Source organism: Blautia coccoides, assembly GCF_034355335.1.
Taxonomy (GTDB): Bacteria; Bacillota; Clostridia; order Lachnospirales; family Lachnospiraceae; genus Blautia; species Blautia producta.
Genome location: NZ_CP136422.1, coordinates 177,513 through 193,441, shown reverse-complemented (window position 1 = coordinate 193,441; position 15,929 = coordinate 177,513). Strand labels below are relative to the sequence as shown.

Sequence of the window (15,929 nt, the reverse complement as noted above, 5' to 3'; positions counted from 1 at the left end):
TTCTCCCAGTATAATCCATCTTTTTCAGGTTTCATTAACCTAACAGTCATAATATTATAAGAAAAAGCCATCAGAATGTCAAGAATAATCTCATATTCTTAACAAACAATCTGTTTCTGTTCACAGCCCTGCAGAAAGTGCAGTTCTATAAACAGCAATACACTTCGCTATGCACAGATATAAAGCACTCTGCTTCACAATAAGGTTAGAATGATTCCACAAGACGCTGCAACTGTTCATAAGTCTCTATTTCATTGGCCTGCCGTCTGACTGACGCCGAGTGTGGCATTCCTGCTGTATACCAGGCTACATGTTTGCGCATTTCCCGCATTCCGGTATACTCCCCTTTATACTCAAGCTGCAGGCGGGCGTGTTTTAAGATCATTTCCCTCACATCCGAAACAGACGGCGGCTCCGGTATTGTGCCATTTTCCAGATAAGAATGAATCCTGCTGAAGATCCACGGATTACCTCTGGCAGCACGTCCGATCATGATACCGTCACATCCTGTCTCCTCTAAAAGACGCCTGGCACTTTCAGGTGAGTCCACATCCCCGTTGCCGATCACAGGAATAGACACCGCCTCCTTTACTCTGCGGATGATATCCCAGTCTGCCTTCCCGGAATAATACTGTTCCCTGGTCCTGCCATGCACAGCAACGGCCGCTGCACCTGCATCCTCTATGATCTTGGCTATCTCTACCGCATTGACAGACTCCTCTGTAAATCCTTTTCTGATCTTTACAGTCAGAGGCTTTTTAATAGAGGAGGCGACTTTCTTTACAATCTCACCCACCAGCCTGGGATTTTTCATGAGCGCAGAGCCTTCCCCATTGTTGACTACCTTTGGAACCGGGCAGCCCATATTGATGTCCAGAATGTCAAAAGGCTGTTCCTCTATCTGGCCGGCAATGAATCCCATAAGCTCCGGTTCCGACCCGAATAGCTGCAGGGATACCGGACGCTCCTGGGGCAGGATCTGCATCAGGCTCTTAGTATTCTTATTTTTAAAATAAATAGCTTTTGCACTGACCATCTCCGTACACAAAAGCCCTGCTCCCTGCTCCCTGCACAGCAAACGAAATGGCAGGTCCGTGACTCCTGCCATGGGTGCGAGTATCAGGTTGTTTTCAAGGGTTACATTTCTGATCGTGAGTTTCATATTAACCTCTGCTCTTCCTGGTTTTTTCAAATATAATTCTAAGCCCGGTGAGCGTAAGCTGTGTATCATACACATCGATCATCTCGGTCTCATCCGCAATGATCTTGCCCAGCCCTCCTGTTGCCACCACTTTCAGGTTCAGGATACCTGATTCTTCCTTTACTTTCCTGATAATATACTCCACCTGTCCGATATAACCGTACACAAGGCCAGCCTGCATACTGGTGATGGTCTCTTTTGCCAAAATGGAATCCGGCTTTTCAATAGCTATCTTCGGCAGCTTGGCGGCGTCCTGCCAAAGGGCCTTGGCGCTGATCTCGATACCGGGAGAGGTAATGCCTGCCGCAAAGCAGCCATCCTCTGTTATCAGATCATACGTAGTGGCTGTCCCAAAGTCCAGAACAAGAACAGGACCGCCGTACAGCTCATAGGCAGCCACAGCGTCCACAATTCTGTCTGCTCCGATCTCTTTGGGATTCACAGAGGTGATCCGGATGCCTGTCTTACATCCGGGTCCCACATGTATGGGATAGGTGTTAAAATATTTTATGACACCACTTGCCAAAGAATGCATCACATCCGGCACAACGGAACTGATAATGGCATCTTTTACCGCATCCTTGGGAATGCCACGGTATTCCAGCATATTACACATCAAAATCCCGTACTCATCTGAAGTCCTGTTCTGTCTGGTGGTCATGCGGAAGGTTCCTTTTAACTCTTCCCCTTCAAACACGCCCAGGGTAATATTGGTATTACCTACATCAATCACTAACAGCATGCTCTATTCCTCCCCTTCTTTCAGGGACTCCTCTGCATCTTCTCCCAGGAAAAATACCCGGTAATAAAGTTCCAGGGATTCCAGAAGCTCCTTTTTCTCCGCGCGCAGCTGTTTGATACGCAGCACGCTGCCGATCTCATCGTACATGGCATCTGACTCAAGAGCCTCTGTCCTGAACTCCAGATTGCCCTCCTCATCATATTCCAGGGTCAGAACTCCGCTGATCTCCTCTGTATAAAGTACGCACATAATATGCAGTTCGTCCTGTATGGACTGGGGAAGTGCTGAAAAATCCTCATTAAAATAATATTTTTTCTCGTAAGCATTGGCACCGCACAGCACAATCTTATCCTTATACATAAACTCTCCTTATACTATACATTATAGTGCAGCACAGGTATCACACATATCCATACAGTCCCCGCACAGATACCTCTCCTGCAAATACAGTTTCACAGCCTCCATCCGGCGTCTGCACCAGAAGCTCTCCTGCCTCATCAATTCCCAGGCATGTACCCACAAGCTCCCGTTCCTTTTCCAGAACCTTCACTTCACGCCCTTTGTTGGCAAGAAGGCTGTCATACTCCTCCTTGAAGGGGCGGAGATCCCCTGCAGCCAGAAAGCGTTCGTAATTTGTCTCAAAACGTTCCAGAACCGCAGCAGCCATCACTTCCATGTCAGGGGCCTGGCCGCATTCCAGTTTCAGGGATGTGGCCTTATCCTTTATCTCCTCAGGAAAATCCACTTCCGTGAGGTTTATTCCAACACCAATGACAACATAGGAAATTTTTGTTCCCTCCATGGACATTTCTGTCAGAATTCCGCATAACTTCTTTCCCGACATGACAAGATCATTGGGCCACTTGATCAGCGCTTCCTTCCCCGTCACATCCGCAACTGCCTGGGCCGCGGAAAGCCCCATGAGCACCGTCATCATAGGCGCACGCTCAGGAGGCATATCCGGACGAATAAGCAGGGACATGGCAAGACCGCTCCCCTTGGGATCTGTCCAGCTTCTGCCCCTTCTTCCTTTTCCTTTTGTCTGGCTGTTCACCAGGAAAACCGCACCTTCCGGCGCGCCTTCCCTGGCTTCTCTCTTTGCCCAGTCATTGGTGGAATCTGTCTCCTCGGCAAAATTCCACGGTCTTCCCAGCCATCTGGTCTTTAACTCCATCTTTTTTTATGCCCCCAGGGTTGCTGCCATGACAGCTTTGATCGTATGCATACGGTTCTCCGCCTCATCAAAGACAACAGACTGTTCAGATTCAAATACCTCATCTGTCACTTCCATATCAGTCAGACCGAAACGCGCTCCCATCTCTTTTCCGATGGCTGTCTCCAGGTCGTGGAACGCAGGCAGACAGTGAAGGAAGACAGCCTGATCTCCGGCATTTTCCATAACTTTTTTAGTCACCTTGTACGGAGTCAGCTCGCGGATACGTTCCTCCCACACTTCGTCAGGTTCGCCCATGGATACCCATACATCTGTATAGATGACGTCTGCGTTCTTTGTCCCTGCCTCCACGTCTTCCGTAAGGGTGATGGTAGCTCCTGATTCCTTTGCGAAGGCTTCACACTCTTTTACAAGCGCATCGTTGGGGAAATATTTTTTCGGAGCGCAGGCTACAAAATGCATTCCCATTTTAGCGCAGAGGATCATCAGGGAATTTCCCATGTTATAGCGCGCATCGCCCATGTACACCAGTTTCACGCCTTTTACTCTGCCCAGATGTTCCCGGATCGTCAGAAGGTCAGCCAGCATCTGTGTGGGATGGTATTCATTTGTCAGGCCATTCCACACCGGAACATCTGCGTATTTTGCCAATTCCTCCACGATCTCCTGTCCGAATCCGCGGTACTCAATGCCGTCATAGATTCTTCCCAGAACCCTGGCCGTGTCACGGATACTCTCTTTTTTCCCAATCTGGGAACCTTTTGGGTCAAGATATGTGGTGCCCATACCCAGGTCGTGAGCAGCTACTTCAAAAGAACAGCGGGTTCTGGTGCTGGTTTTTTCAAAGATAAGAGCTACATTTCTTCCCTTTAATGTGTCAACAGGAACTCCCTGCTTTTTCTTTTCCTTCAGCTCAGCAGCCAAATCGATCAGATATTCAATCTCCTCTGCCGTAAAATCCTTCAGTGTCAGAAAACTGCGTCCTTTTAAATCCATCTTACTTTTCCTCCTCATTTACCGCGGTCCCGCCGCGAAACTCTTTTGTCAAATCAGAACATCCCTGGAAATCACCTGCACAAAAGCCGGAATATCCATACCATGCAGCCGGTACAGCTTTCCAAACACTGCTTCCTGCAACTGGGTCAATGTATAGATCCTGTACTTAGATACTCTGCACAGTTTGGCGGTAGCCTCCAGCAGAGCCAGATACAGTTCCCGGTAATCCCAGTCTTTGGAGAGTTTCATTTCCTCCGCCAGAACCGGCAGGATCACCTCTGTCATATTGCGCAGAAACAATTTCGGTTCTCTGGGAAGCTGGTACGTATCCATCAGATATTCATAGACCAAATCATCTAAATCTGTCAACTGCTTTAAATAATAACACTCTTCCTCGGATTCATCAATATAATATATTTTTCCCTTCAGCCCATATATCATGCGCATGGTGTCATAATACCCGAGTTTCATATGACGCCTGCTTTTTCTTCTGTCAAAATCTATGATGCTGCCCAGACTCACCTTGGGTGCCACTGTATAAATTGTGGTCCCGTCAGGGATCTTCACCTTCTTCTCCCGTCCGATCCCGAAAATCCTTACCATAATGATATTCTCATATCCGCGGTCCACCAGAGAGCCTAAAGGCACATTATTGATGGCTCCCCCGTCAATGTAACGTTTGCCGTGAAGGCGTTCATTCTTAAACAGTGGGAAAATATAGGCGCTTGCCAGCAGGAAATCCTTGATCAGCTCAGGCTTACACTGCTTTACATCAATATCCATTTCTTTCTTCTCATCCACATTAAAGGTCAGGATATACAGGTTCACAGGGGAATGGATGATCTTCTCCTCGTCAATACATTCGGCTATCAGCTCCTTCAGAGGGGTCACATCAATGCCGCCCTCCTTCATAAAGTCAAAGACCTCTTTCAGCATATCCACATCCAGCTTCTTCTGATGAAACAAAAGCTCCATCTTCTCATCCTCCACGGACATGATGCTGGAGTAAGAAATGTTTTCCCAGACTTTCTCTGCATTCGTCAGGTCATCCATACAGATCAAGGCCCCGTTCAAGGCGCCCACGCTGGTGCCTGCAATGCCTTTTATCTTCACGCCCGCTTCCCGCATAGCTTTCCACGCGCCTATCTGATACGCACCCTTCGCACCGCCGCCCTCCAAGACAAGACCGTATTCCTTTGTAAGATCAATTATCGGTTTCATGACTGATGCCTCCTCTTACCTGTGATACACTCCAATCCATTGACAGAATCCTCACTGCCTTCCTCCTGCTTTATAAAATACCGCAGAGGGGCTGTCACATAACTGCAACCGCCCCTCTGCCTGTATGATCCCCGGCAGTAATAACCTGCCGAAAGTTAATTTTCTTTGTCCGTGATAATCTCTTTCAGAGACGCTGTAAGTCCTGCGATCCCCTGAATATTTGACGGAATGATGATCTTCGTCGCCTTGCCGTCAGCAGCCTGTTCAAATGCCTCCAGGCTCTTGATGGTAAGAACACTCTCATCAGCACCCGCATCCTTGATAAAACGGATACCGTCTGCCTTTGCCTGCTGCACCTTCAGGATTGCCTGTGACTGTCCTTCTGCTTCCCTGATCATCTTCTCTTTCTCCGCCTCAGCACGGAGGATAGCTGCCTGCTTCTCACCTTCTGCGTCAAGGATCATGGAAGCTTTCTTACCTTCTGCTACAAGGATCGTTGATTTCTTCTCTCCCTCTGCTCTCAGAATGGATTCACGGCGTTCACGCTCTGCTTTCATCTGTTTCTCCATGGCTTCCTGAATGGCTGCCGGAGGAATGATGTTCTTAAGCTCTACACGGTTTACTTTGATTCCCCACGGGTCAGTTGCCACGTCCAGGGAAGCTCGCATCTTGGTATTGATGATCTCCCTGGAAGTCAGGGTGGAATCCAGCTCCATGTCACCGATAATGTTACGCAGTGTGGTTGCCGTCAGATTCTCAATTGCCATGATAGGGTTCTCCACACCGTAAGCAAACAGGCGCGGGTCTGTGATCTGGAAAAATACAACCGTATCAATCCTCATGGTAACATTATCTTTTGTGATAACCGGCTGCGGCGCGAAATCCACAACCTGTTCTTTCAGGTTCACACGTTTTGCGATTCGGTCAACAAACGGAAATTTAAAGTGAAGTCCTGTTCCCCACGTCTCTTTATACATACCCAGACGCTCAATGATCATAGCATGTGCCTGGGGCACGATCCTGATACAGGATGCGATCACCATCAGCAGAAGTATAACCGCTATTATAAGTAATACAGTTCCTACATTCATCTTATTTTTCCTCCTCTACAACTAGTTTTACTCCCTCGACTGCCACAATTCTCACGACTTTCCCCTCATCGATGATTGTTTCGTCCTTGGATTTTGCGGACCATTCCAGTCCATTTACCACAGCCTGCCCAGTTCCTCTTAAATTATCTATGGTTTTTATAACCACGGCTTTTTCGCCGGGAAGACTGTCAACATTTGTCTTTGACACATTTCTGTTCATGTACTTTATTGCTACGGGTCTGGTAAAGATAAGCAGAGCCAATGAGATCACCAAAAACAGTATGATCTGCAGCCATAGAGGCCCGCCTGCCAGGGCTGCCAGAAACGCCGCCAATGCTCCGCCAGCAAACCAGATGGTTGTAAGCCCCAAAGTGATGATCTCGATCACCAAAAGCACTCCCAAAAGGATAAGCCACATTACTGCTATGGAACCTGCCGTAAATATTGTCAACATACCCACCACTCCTTTCCGGATGATTTCAGGTAAAAAAATCAGTCCTTTACGAATAATATATCCATTTGTTGATATTATATCGTAAAAGACTGAAAATAACAATATTTTTATTCTGCTTTTCTCATTCTCTCTGTCACACTTGTCCTGCTCATACTCTTATAACACAGTGCAGGAACCACAAGCACCACCAGCACAAGAACCGGAAGACAGAGCAGTATGGGCGTAACCGTAAAATGCCAGCTATAGAAGAAAAGCGCATTCCCTATGCTTCGGACCGCTGTAGCCTCCAGTATTCCGCCTAATATGATGGAAGCCGCTCCTGTGAGGACCGCATACAGGATCCCCTCGAAGCCCAGCATTCCACGAAGCTGCTTACCGGTCATTCCCACTGCCTCCATCATGGCAAACTCCTGCTTTCTGGAGAGAACAGATGTGACCATGGTATTGATAAAGTTTAAAATTCCTATAACTGCCAGGATAAGGGCCAAAAGTCCGCCCACAATGGTGTACATATTTTTGTTCTCCTCAAATTCTGCGGCCACCGTGGATTTTGATGTAAAATCCAGGTCTGTGTTTATCTTTTCGCAGTAATCAGAAAGCCATTTTTCCGCGGCTTCTTCTTTGTCCTTTGCCACATTAAAAAGCGTTCTCATAGGCAGTCTGTCTCCGTAAAGCTCCAGGTATTCCCGGTCCGGAAGCACAAAATTGTGTTCAAATACGCCATAGGTCTGAAGTTCGCAGGCATACGGCAGACCACCTACAGCCATTACCTCATACTCTCTGCTTGTGCCGTCCTCCAGACGGATCGTCACTTTGTCCCCCACCTCGTAATAATTGATCTGATCCGCCTCCGGACCCATATGACCAAACTTTGATGTGATCACATATTTGCCTGTCTTAAACTTTTCCCAGTCCAGTTCCCCATCTGTAATATCCATCTTTTCATAAGCCAGACGTCCCACACCGAATACTTTGCCATCTATGTTGTCAAAAGTACCGTTTTCAATGGATTCCCGGTAAAATTCTTCTCCAAAATACTGTGCCAGATAAGCTTCTGCCTTTGGATTCTTCAATATCTTTTCATTAAACGCATCCCTCTCCTCCTCTGTAAAATTAGGACTATCCATTAAATCCAGATAAATATTGCAGACTTCCTCCACACCCTCCTGCTCCGACAGGGCATCCAGAAATTCTTTTGTCACACCCTCCAGAGGTTTGTCGTAGCTTGCAGGGTTGTCAAGACCGGCCCCATACACAGCATAATCACTGACAGTTGCGGATGCGATAAATTTGTCCATATCAAATCCGCTTACAAGACCGTATACACTGTTCAACAGTACCAATCCCAGAGAGAGAGATGTGGTCACGATCACAACCTTCTTTTTATTTCTCTGCATATTTGCTGCCGCCATTGTCCAGGGTTTTACCTTTTTTGTCTTTTTGCCCTTTTTCCTATGTGAAAGACTGTCCTGACCCTCCGTATACCTCACGGCCTCCACCGGCGACACGGAAGATGCAATACGGCATGGCCTGATACAGCTAATATAGACCGTCAGAAGAGAAAACAGTGCTGAAGCAGCAAATATCCACAGTCTTAACGTCACTTCTGTATCTGCTGTACTAGAAAATACCAGATTCTTCATGACAATAGGCAGCACCCATTTTCCTGTTGCCGCTCCCAGCAGGAGTCCCAGCGGAATGCCGTACAGGCACAGCATATAGGCCTGTCTCCGCACAATTTTCCTGAGCTGTTTTCCTGTTGTCCCAATGGTCTTTAAAAGACCGTAGCGGCGGATATCGTGAAATACATTGATATAAAAAATATTATAAATGATCAGATAACCGGACACCAGGATCACCGCCAGAAGCGCGGCGATGGGAAGCATATCTTCTATATTGATATCCATCCCCATGTATGCCCAGTTGATCCCTTCGCTCACTGTCTCCTGGGGAAAGCCGCACCGTTTGGCCAGTTCCTCCATCTTCCCCGTCAGATCAAGGCTGTTGCGGAAATTAAAATCAGCCATGATCCTTCCCGCATAGTCGGAGGCATCTATATTACTGCTCATTGCTGAGACTGTAGGTGTGGGCGCCACCTCATCTGCCAGTTTTTTAGACACCAGCATGATCTGGGACATGGATATGGTGTCTCCTTTGAAATATCCTGTCAGTGTGAAGGTGCGCTCATATCTTTTGTCCTTTACTGTGAATTCAACAGGAACCTTTTCACCTACCTGGCAGGGGATACCCATGGCTTTTAAGACCAGATCACTGGTGATGATCTCATCCTCAGCCTCCGGCATACGGCCCACCTCCGGATAACAAAAACTGAATTTGGCATCCAGATCTTCGTAATATCCCATCTCTGTCCTGAGTTTTTTCAGCGACTCATTTACAGCCTCCCCCACTACGATCCGATAGGATATTTCCTTTAGCTTTTTGTCCTTTTTTAGAATATCATACTCTTCCTGTGTCAGGTATTTTAATCCCCCGTGGGCGCTCCCCCCGACCTGGCGCATGGTAGCCTCCTGCTGCTTTTCCACAATACTTCCGCCGATGGTAAATACGGAAGTAAAAAGCAGCGCAGTCAGGGCTATGGCAAGGACAGCGATAAGATTTCTGCTCTTTGCCGCCTTTCTTGTCTTGTCAGCCACCCGGCGGATGGCCTTTTGATTCTTCACTTTACGCATCTGCCTCACCGCCTTTTACGATCCTTCCATCCTCTATGCGGATGATGCGGTCAGCCATCTGCGCGATCTCCTCATTGTGTGTGATCATGACTATGGTCTGCCCGAATTTCTCACCGGTCACCTTCAGCAGACCGAGTACATCCTGGCTGGTGCGGGAATCCAGATTACCAGTGGGCTCATCGGCCAGAATAATGGCTGGTTTTGTAGCCAGCGCTCTGGCAATGGCCACTCTCTGCTGCTGTCCGCCGGAGAGCTGGCTGGGCAGACTGTTCAATTTGGACCCCAGCCCCAGCACCTCGACGACTTGGTTAACATAACTTTTATCCACATCATTTCCGTCAAGTTCAATAGGCAGCACAATATTCTCGTACACATTCAGGACAGGCACCAGATTATAACTCTGGAAAATGAATCCGATCTTACGCCTGCGAAAGATGCACAGCGCATCCTCCTTTAGCGTTGAAATGTCCTTGCCATCCACGCAGACCCTTCCGGCTGACGGACGGTCCAGGCCTCCCAGCATATGCAGCAGGGTTGACTTTCCGCTTCCGCTGGTTCCCACCACGGCAAGGAATTCTCCACGCTCCACTGATATATCCACCCCGTCCAGAGCCTTCACAAGATTTTCTCCGGTACCGTAATATTTTCTGAGTCCCTCTGTTTTCAATACTTCCATATCTTCACCTTTCTGCCGCCCGTGTATACTGTAACTGTATATGTAGGACAGCCAAGCATTCTGTTTTCTTCACTGTCCTTATCCTATCATTTTATTCTTACCACATTATTTCGGAAATCTAACACTTGTGAAAGAATTCATCCCCGCATTTCCCAAAAACCAAAAACAATCTTCATTCTCCTATTGCCTTTCAGGCAAAAATGTAGTATGCTAACATTATAAAGTCTTAATAAATTTTTTATGGAAATAAAATATTTGAGAAGTTTATATAGGCTCATAATTGGTTGAGCGTCTCTACCAGCTACCGTAATAGCTGCCTATAAATTTCCGCATGAAGAATTGTGCCGGAAATCAGCAGTTTATCACCGGTAGTATTTTTTACGGAATTTTTTAGGGAAAGGAGGCAGACAACACAAAAATTCCCCGGCGGCAGTTCATCCATAAAAAATAACATTAGCTCGTATTATGAGTGGAGGCAGGAGGAAAATTTATGAGTTTTGAAAAAATATTTCATTTAAAAGAAAATCACACAGACGTTAAAACTGAGATTCTGGCTGGTGTCACCACATTTATGACCATGGCATACATCCTTGCCGTTAATCCCAACATCCTTTCAGAATCCGGCATGGACCGGGGTGCAGTCTTTACAGCCACTGCCCTGGCATCCTTTATCGCTACCTGCTTAATGGCAGCGCTGTCCAACTATCCCTTTGTACTGGCTCCCGGCATGGGGCTGAACGCCTATTTTACCTATACGGTTGTCATGGGCATGGGATTTTCCTGGCAGATGGCTCTGAGTGCAGTATTTGTGGAAGGTATTATTTTTATCATACTTTCACTTACCAATGTGCGTGAGGCGATATTCAACGCCATACCCATGAATCTGAAACACGCGGTATCCGTGGGCATCGGCCTGTTCATTGCATTCATCGGGCTCCAAAATGCCAAGATCGTTGTGGATTCCTCAACACTGGTCACCCTGTTTTCCTTTAAGGGTTCCATTGAGAACGGTACGTTTAATTCAGAAGGCATAACCGTTCTGCTGGCTCTTATCGGACTTTTGATCACAGCCATACTTCTTGTTAAAAATGTAAAAGGAAATATTCTTTGGGGCATCCTGGGCACCTGGATCCTGGGCATCATCTGTCAGTTTGCAGGTCTTTATGTTCCTAACCCGGAAGCCGGCTTCTACAGCCTTCTCCCGGATTTCTCCAACGGTATTTCCATTCCAAGCATAGCGCCTACTTTTATGCATATGGATTTTTCAAGAGTATTCACCATGGATTTTGTTGTCATTATGTTCGCATTCCTGTTCGTGGATATGTTTGATACCCTGGGAACCCTCATCGGTGTGGCTTCCAAAGCCGACATGCTGGATGAGAACGGAAAGCTTCCGAAGATCAAAGGCGCTCTCATGGCAGACGCTGTAGGTACTGCTGCAGGCGCAGCTCTTGGTACCTCCACAACCACTACCTTCGTGGAAAGCGCATCCGGCGTGGCAGAAGGCGGACGTACAGGACTGACCGGTCTGACTGCGGCTCTCTTATTTGGCCTCTCTCTGTTCCTGTCACCTATCTTTCTGGCAATTCCGTCCTTTGCGACGGCACCTGCACTGATCATTGTGGGATTCCTGATGCTGACATCCATAACCAAAATTAATTTTGGGGATTACACAGAGGCCATCCCGGCATTTATCTGCATCATTGCAATGCCGTTTATGTACAGTATCTCCGAAGGTATCTCCTTTGGTGTCATTTCCTACGTGGTCATCAATCTGGTAACAGGAAATGCAAAGAATAAAAAGATCAGTCTTCTGATGTATATACTGGCTGTGCTGTTTATCTTAAAATATATTCTGATATAACCGCAGCATACGGAAAAACAGCCGTTCTCCGGAATGCCCGGGAGGAAAACTACCCCCATTGTTTCCCTCCCGGGCATTTCTTACATCCTGCCGCGCTGAAGATAAAGAAAAAATTCAGAGCCTTTGCCCGGAGCTGATTTCACCTTTATATATCCGTTCTGCTTTCTCAGGATCTCCCTGGTCAGATAGAGTCCGATCCCCACACCATCCTCCTGCTGTACAGACTCCGCCCTGTAAAAACGTCCAAATATCCTGGCTGTATCCTCCTCCGGGATACCTATTCCCTCATCTCTCACGCTGACTGCTGCGTAAAGCTCATATTCTGTGACCGAGAGGATAACCTTTCCTCCCCTGGGTGAGTATTTCACCGCATTGTCCAGCACATTACAGACCGCCTCTTTTGTCCACTTAAAATCGTAAAATGCCGTAATGTTGTCCACACAGTTGTTGATAATTTGTATCTGTTTCTTCTCTGCCTTGGGCGTCACATCCCCGATACTCTCTTCAAGCAGCTTCTGCAGTCCCTGTTCTTCCGGCTGAACTGCCAGAATATTGCTTTCAAGTCTGGACATTTTCGTCAGAGACTGTATAAGAAACTCCAACTTTTCGGCCTGCCTGGATATTTCCTCCGCCATCCTGATCTCCTGCTGTCTTTCCGGCGTATTCTCCTCCCCGCAGAGTCTCTCCTTCAGAAGCTCCGTATAGAGCCTGATGTTGGCCACAGGAGTTTTTGTCTGATGGGAGATATCTGATACCAGACTTTTTACATTCTCTTTCTCCCTCTCCAACTGCTCCTTTGACAGCGCAGAGGTGCTCAGGAACCGCTTCCACTTTGTCTCCACCCTGGATAACTCCGACTCGTCGTAGTCGGATTCCCGGAAATTCCCCTGAAGAGCTGCATCCAGCATTTCCTCCACTTTTCTTGCCTCTCTACTTCTCAGCATAACCCGTCTCTCCTGTCCTCTCACGCCTCCAGACATATCCCTGCCCGTATACGGTCTGTATATAAGTGATGCCTTTTCTCTTGTCCTCCAGCTTGCCCCGCAGCCTGTTCACTGTGACGGACAGCGCATTCTCATCCACATACTCCGCACCGTCGGTCCAGAGCCTGTCCACAAGCACAGAGCGTGTCAGCACTCTTCCTTCGTTTTCCAAAAACAGTCTGAGCAGCCTCTGTTCATTTTTGCTGAGGGATATCTCCTGTCCGTTCTTTTCAAAGGTTAGTCCTGCAAAGTCTAAGATAAAACCGTCAAACTCATATCTCTCCCGCTTGGCCTGCCTGCGAAAAAGCGCCTGGATCCTCGCCCGGAGAACTGCCAGGCTGAAGGGTTTCGTCATATAGTCATCAGCCCCCAGGCTCAGTCCCATAACCTCATCCATCTCCATATCATTGGCGGTGAGCATAAGGACGGGGGTATCCGCACGGCTCCGTACCCATTTCAGATAATCATATCCGCTCCCATCCGGCAGATTAATATCCAGAATGATCAAATCCGGTTTCTTCTCCTCATATACCTTCTCTGCATTTCTCACGCCTGTGCACTGCACAAATTCTGTATCTTTTTCTCCAAGAGCCAGTGCGATCCCGTCACTCAGCGCCCTGTCATCCTCTACAATCTGAATCAGCATAATCTTGTCTCCTTTGGCTCTATTTTAATACACTTTGGCTTTCGGAACAATGTTATATAAAAAAAGAACGGAACAGGTTCTCCCCATTCCGCTCTTGCTCGAATATTTTAGTAAAATGTCTGATTTCCAATAGTCAGGCCACTTCCTCCGCCAGCGTGGAAAAAGAGGCGGCCTCCGATGGTATTTGCTCCGGCGAAGACATCCTGAGCGGCTGCGTAACATGCCTCACTTGCTCCCCGTGAGAGTACGCTTGACAGTTTACCCGTCCATGTGGGTTCAAACTGGCCGCTCTGGTAGATGACTTCTGATAATGTATTTGGAAACTCCCCGCTTCTGATGCGGTTCATGATAACAGCTCCGACACCAATCTTTCCTTCATAAGATTCACCGCCGGCTTCACATTCAATGATAGCTGCCATCAGATCAAGATCTGATGTTGAGACGGATACCTGCTGTGCTGTCTCCTGTGTGCTGACCGCCTCTGTTTCCTGTGCTGCCTGTCCCTGCTCGGTCTGTACTGCCTGAGCAGATGCCTGTGCGGATCGGGCTGCTTCTGCAGCCAATGCTGCTGCCGCTTCTGCCTCTGCATCCACGGTTACAGCCTCAACAGAGATATCCCCTGCGCCGTACATAGCTTCATATAAATTCCTGGCTTCATCACCGGAAACCACCAAATCTTCTCTTATATATCCGTTGACCTCCCCGGAAGTCACCTGCAGCCATCCCTCATCATTTCCGACTACAGTGGCCACTGCTCCGGAAGGAAGTCTGCCAACACACTGGCTGCTCACATCTGCCCCTTCACGGATATTGGCATATGTAAGAACATTTGCCGCGACCTTATCGCTCCAACTGTCATCCTGTGTATCCTCAGCCTGTGCTTCTTCATTTTCCGCAGTCTCCGCGTCCTGGCTGTCCGCTGCATCCTGAACGTCAGTATCCGCATTAGCTTCTTCCTCTGTCTGTTCTGCTTCCTGTATCACTTCTATATTCTGATCATCTTCCGTAACATCTGCTGCCATTGCCGGAACCGCCATCATGACTGTCATAACACCTGCAGTTCCCATACAGCATAAAATACGTCGCATTCTTTCTTTCATAAAAAAAGGCCTCCTATAAGTCCATTTGTTTTTATTTGTTACAAATTTATTAATTTTTGTTACGGACTTATTGTATCAAGATTACATTTTATTGTCAAGCGGGTAATTTTTGTAACAATTTGTAGATATTTACAGAAAGCCTATCATTTTTTGATGCATTGGAGCGATATATTGCTTGTACTGAAAAATATACATATTAATTTGCAATAAATTTTATATCTGATTTTTGATTATCCGCATAAACACTATACTTTCAAACATTTTGAAGTATAGAAAACTATTCATTTTACCACGAATTTACCACGATTGAATGAGCCTTGATATGACACAAAAACAACATGGGAGATAGCACAAATATCTGTGTATCTCCCGTTTTTCATTCATGTAGTATGATTATTTTACTCTGATTTCAAATTTCAAGATTGCTTTCATCATTTCTGTATGGATTTGACCTTTTAATTCTTCATCAACCTGCATAATGATTTTACCACTTTCAGAGTGGTAAAACGGACGCAAGCATAATTTACAGATATAAGCGTCATAAAACTTCAAAATCTCTCTTATGGCAGTTTCATTTCCAGCAGACGCTTGACATATTACTTTTAATGTAGGGTAGCCATATTCTTTTTTCATTGGTTCAATTCCTTTCTTTCAATACTGTTTTTAGTTTCTTCAATCCGTTACTTCTTCTGCGATAAATAGCAGAACGTGATACATGATATAATTCGGCTATTTCTTGGTCGCTCATACTTTGAAAATAGCGTAATAGAATTACATCACGCTCTTTATTCGATAACTTATATAAAGCAACAGCAAGTTTCTCATTTGATATTTGAATTGTAAAATTCAAGACTTCAAACGAAATGTAATCACAAGAATAGTTATCCTTAGTTACACATTCAACATTTTTCGTATCTGATAATTCACAGAATAAAACTTCACGCTTAGAACGTCTTGCAAACTGTCTGTTTCTGTTTTTTACTGTGCATTTAATAACAGTCATCATCAAAGCATTAAACTGTATTCTAACGATATGCTCGAAAGAAGTTGGGTTCATAATCTCACCTCCTTTCCGCATACGCTGAAATATA

At 46.6% G+C, this 15,929-nt stretch carries 16 protein-coding genes and 1 riboswitch; of the genes, 1 reads left to right on the top strand and 15 read right to left on the bottom strand.

Going from position 1 to position 15,929, the window contains the following annotated elements; all coding sequences use genetic code 11:
• Positions 1–205: 205 nt before the first annotated feature.
• The 10 genes from dusB to BLCOC_RS00800 form a co-directional block, all read right to left on the bottom strand.
• Positions 206–1,162, bottom strand: coding sequence for a tRNA dihydrouridine synthase DusB (dusB, locus tag BLCOC_RS00845; RefSeq protein WP_115624055.1), 957 nt, complete (start codon positions 1,160–1,162; stop codon positions 206–208).
• A gap of 1 nt (position 1,163) precedes the next feature.
• Entirely contained in the window at positions 1,164–1,943 is a 780-nt protein-coding gene (locus tag BLCOC_RS00840) for a type III pantothenate kinase (RefSeq protein ID WP_018597094.1), read from the bottom strand.
• A 3-nt stretch (positions 1,944–1,946) separates the two neighbouring features.
• Complete coding sequence (locus tag BLCOC_RS00835; protein WP_018597095.1) at positions 1,947–2,303, bottom strand: DUF6145 family protein; 357 nt, start codon at positions 2,301–2,303, stop codon at positions 1,947–1,949.
• 40 nt (positions 2,304–2,343) lie between these two features.
• The gene (locus BLCOC_RS00830) at positions 2,344–3,117 is read right to left on the bottom strand and encodes a biotin--[acetyl-CoA-carboxylase] ligase (protein ID WP_029470892.1); all 774 of its coding nucleotides are present in this window, start codon (positions 3,115–3,117) and stop codon (positions 2,344–2,346) included.
• 6 nt (positions 3,118–3,123) lie between these two features.
• Positions 3,124–4,113, bottom strand: coding sequence for an ornithine carbamoyltransferase (gene argF / locus BLCOC_RS00825; RefSeq protein WP_115624054.1), 990 nt, complete (start codon positions 4,111–4,113; stop codon positions 3,124–3,126).
• A gap of 48 nt (positions 4,114–4,161) precedes the next feature.
• Positions 4,162–5,334: a patatin-like phospholipase family protein gene (locus BLCOC_RS00820; protein ID WP_029470894.1), complete on the bottom strand. Its 1,173-nt coding sequence runs from the start codon at positions 5,332–5,334 to the stop codon at positions 4,162–4,164.
• Positions 5,335–5,489: 155 nt separating this feature from the next.
• Positions 5,490–6,425, bottom strand: a complete 936-nt coding sequence (locus BLCOC_RS00815) for an SPFH domain-containing protein (protein ID WP_018597099.1) — start codon at positions 6,423–6,425, stop codon at positions 5,490–5,492.
• A gap of 1 nt (position 6,426) precedes the next feature.
• Entirely contained in the window at positions 6,427–6,879 is a 453-nt protein-coding gene (locus BLCOC_RS00810; protein WP_026255642.1) for an NfeD family protein, read from the bottom strand.
• A gap of 107 nt (positions 6,880–6,986) precedes the next feature.
• Positions 6,987–9,569 (bottom strand): ABC transporter permease, encoded by a 2,583-nt coding sequence (locus BLCOC_RS00805; protein WP_115624053.1) that lies wholly within the window; start codon positions 9,567–9,569, stop codon positions 6,987–6,989.
• Complete coding sequence (locus BLCOC_RS00800; protein ID WP_115624052.1) at positions 9,562–10,245, bottom strand: ABC transporter ATP-binding protein; 684 nt, start codon at positions 10,243–10,245, stop codon at positions 9,562–9,564. Before BLCOC_RS00800 ends, BLCOC_RS00805 begins: the two co-directional genes overlap by 8 nt.
• Before the next feature lie 244 nt (positions 10,246–10,489).
• A riboswitch (purine riboswitch) is annotated at positions 10,490–10,585 on the top strand.
• 150 nt (positions 10,586–10,735) lie between these two features.
• Here BLCOC_RS00800 and BLCOC_RS00795 point away from each other — a divergent pair.
• Positions 10,736–12,109 carry an NCS2 family permease gene (locus tag BLCOC_RS00795; RefSeq protein WP_018597103.1) on the top strand — a complete coding sequence of 458 codons (1,374 nt, stop codon included), beginning with the start codon at positions 10,736–10,738 and terminating at the stop codon, positions 12,107–12,109.
• An 80-nt stretch (positions 12,110–12,189) separates the two neighbouring features.
• Here the strand turns inward: BLCOC_RS00795 and BLCOC_RS00790 are convergent, their stop codons facing one another.
• The 5 genes from BLCOC_RS00790 to BLCOC_RS00770 form a co-directional block, all read right to left on the bottom strand.
• The gene (locus BLCOC_RS00790) at positions 12,190–13,053 is read right to left on the bottom strand and encodes a sensor histidine kinase (protein ID WP_115624051.1); all 864 of its coding nucleotides are present in this window, start codon (positions 13,051–13,053) and stop codon (positions 12,190–12,192) included.
• On the bottom strand, positions 13,040–13,738 hold the full coding sequence (locus tag BLCOC_RS00785) for a response regulator transcription factor (protein ID WP_115624050.1): 699 nt from the start codon (positions 13,736–13,738) through the stop codon (positions 13,040–13,042). Before BLCOC_RS00785 ends, BLCOC_RS00790 begins: the two co-directional genes overlap by 14 nt.
• Before the next feature lie 107 nt (positions 13,739–13,845).
• A complete protein-coding gene (locus tag BLCOC_RS00780; protein ID WP_115624049.1) occupies positions 13,846–14,838 on the bottom strand; it encodes a cell wall hydrolase in 993 nt (330 codons plus the stop codon).
• Positions 14,839–15,231: 393 nt separating this feature from the next.
• Entirely contained in the window at positions 15,232–15,471 is a 240-nt protein-coding gene (locus BLCOC_RS00775) for a helix-turn-helix domain-containing protein (protein WP_005946862.1), read from the bottom strand.
• A 4-nt stretch (positions 15,472–15,475) separates the two neighbouring features.
• The gene (locus BLCOC_RS00770; RefSeq protein ID WP_174717635.1) at positions 15,476–15,895 is read right to left on the bottom strand and encodes an RNA polymerase sigma factor; all 420 of its coding nucleotides are present in this window, start codon (positions 15,893–15,895) and stop codon (positions 15,476–15,478) included.
• Positions 15,896–15,929: the final 34 nt, after the last annotated feature.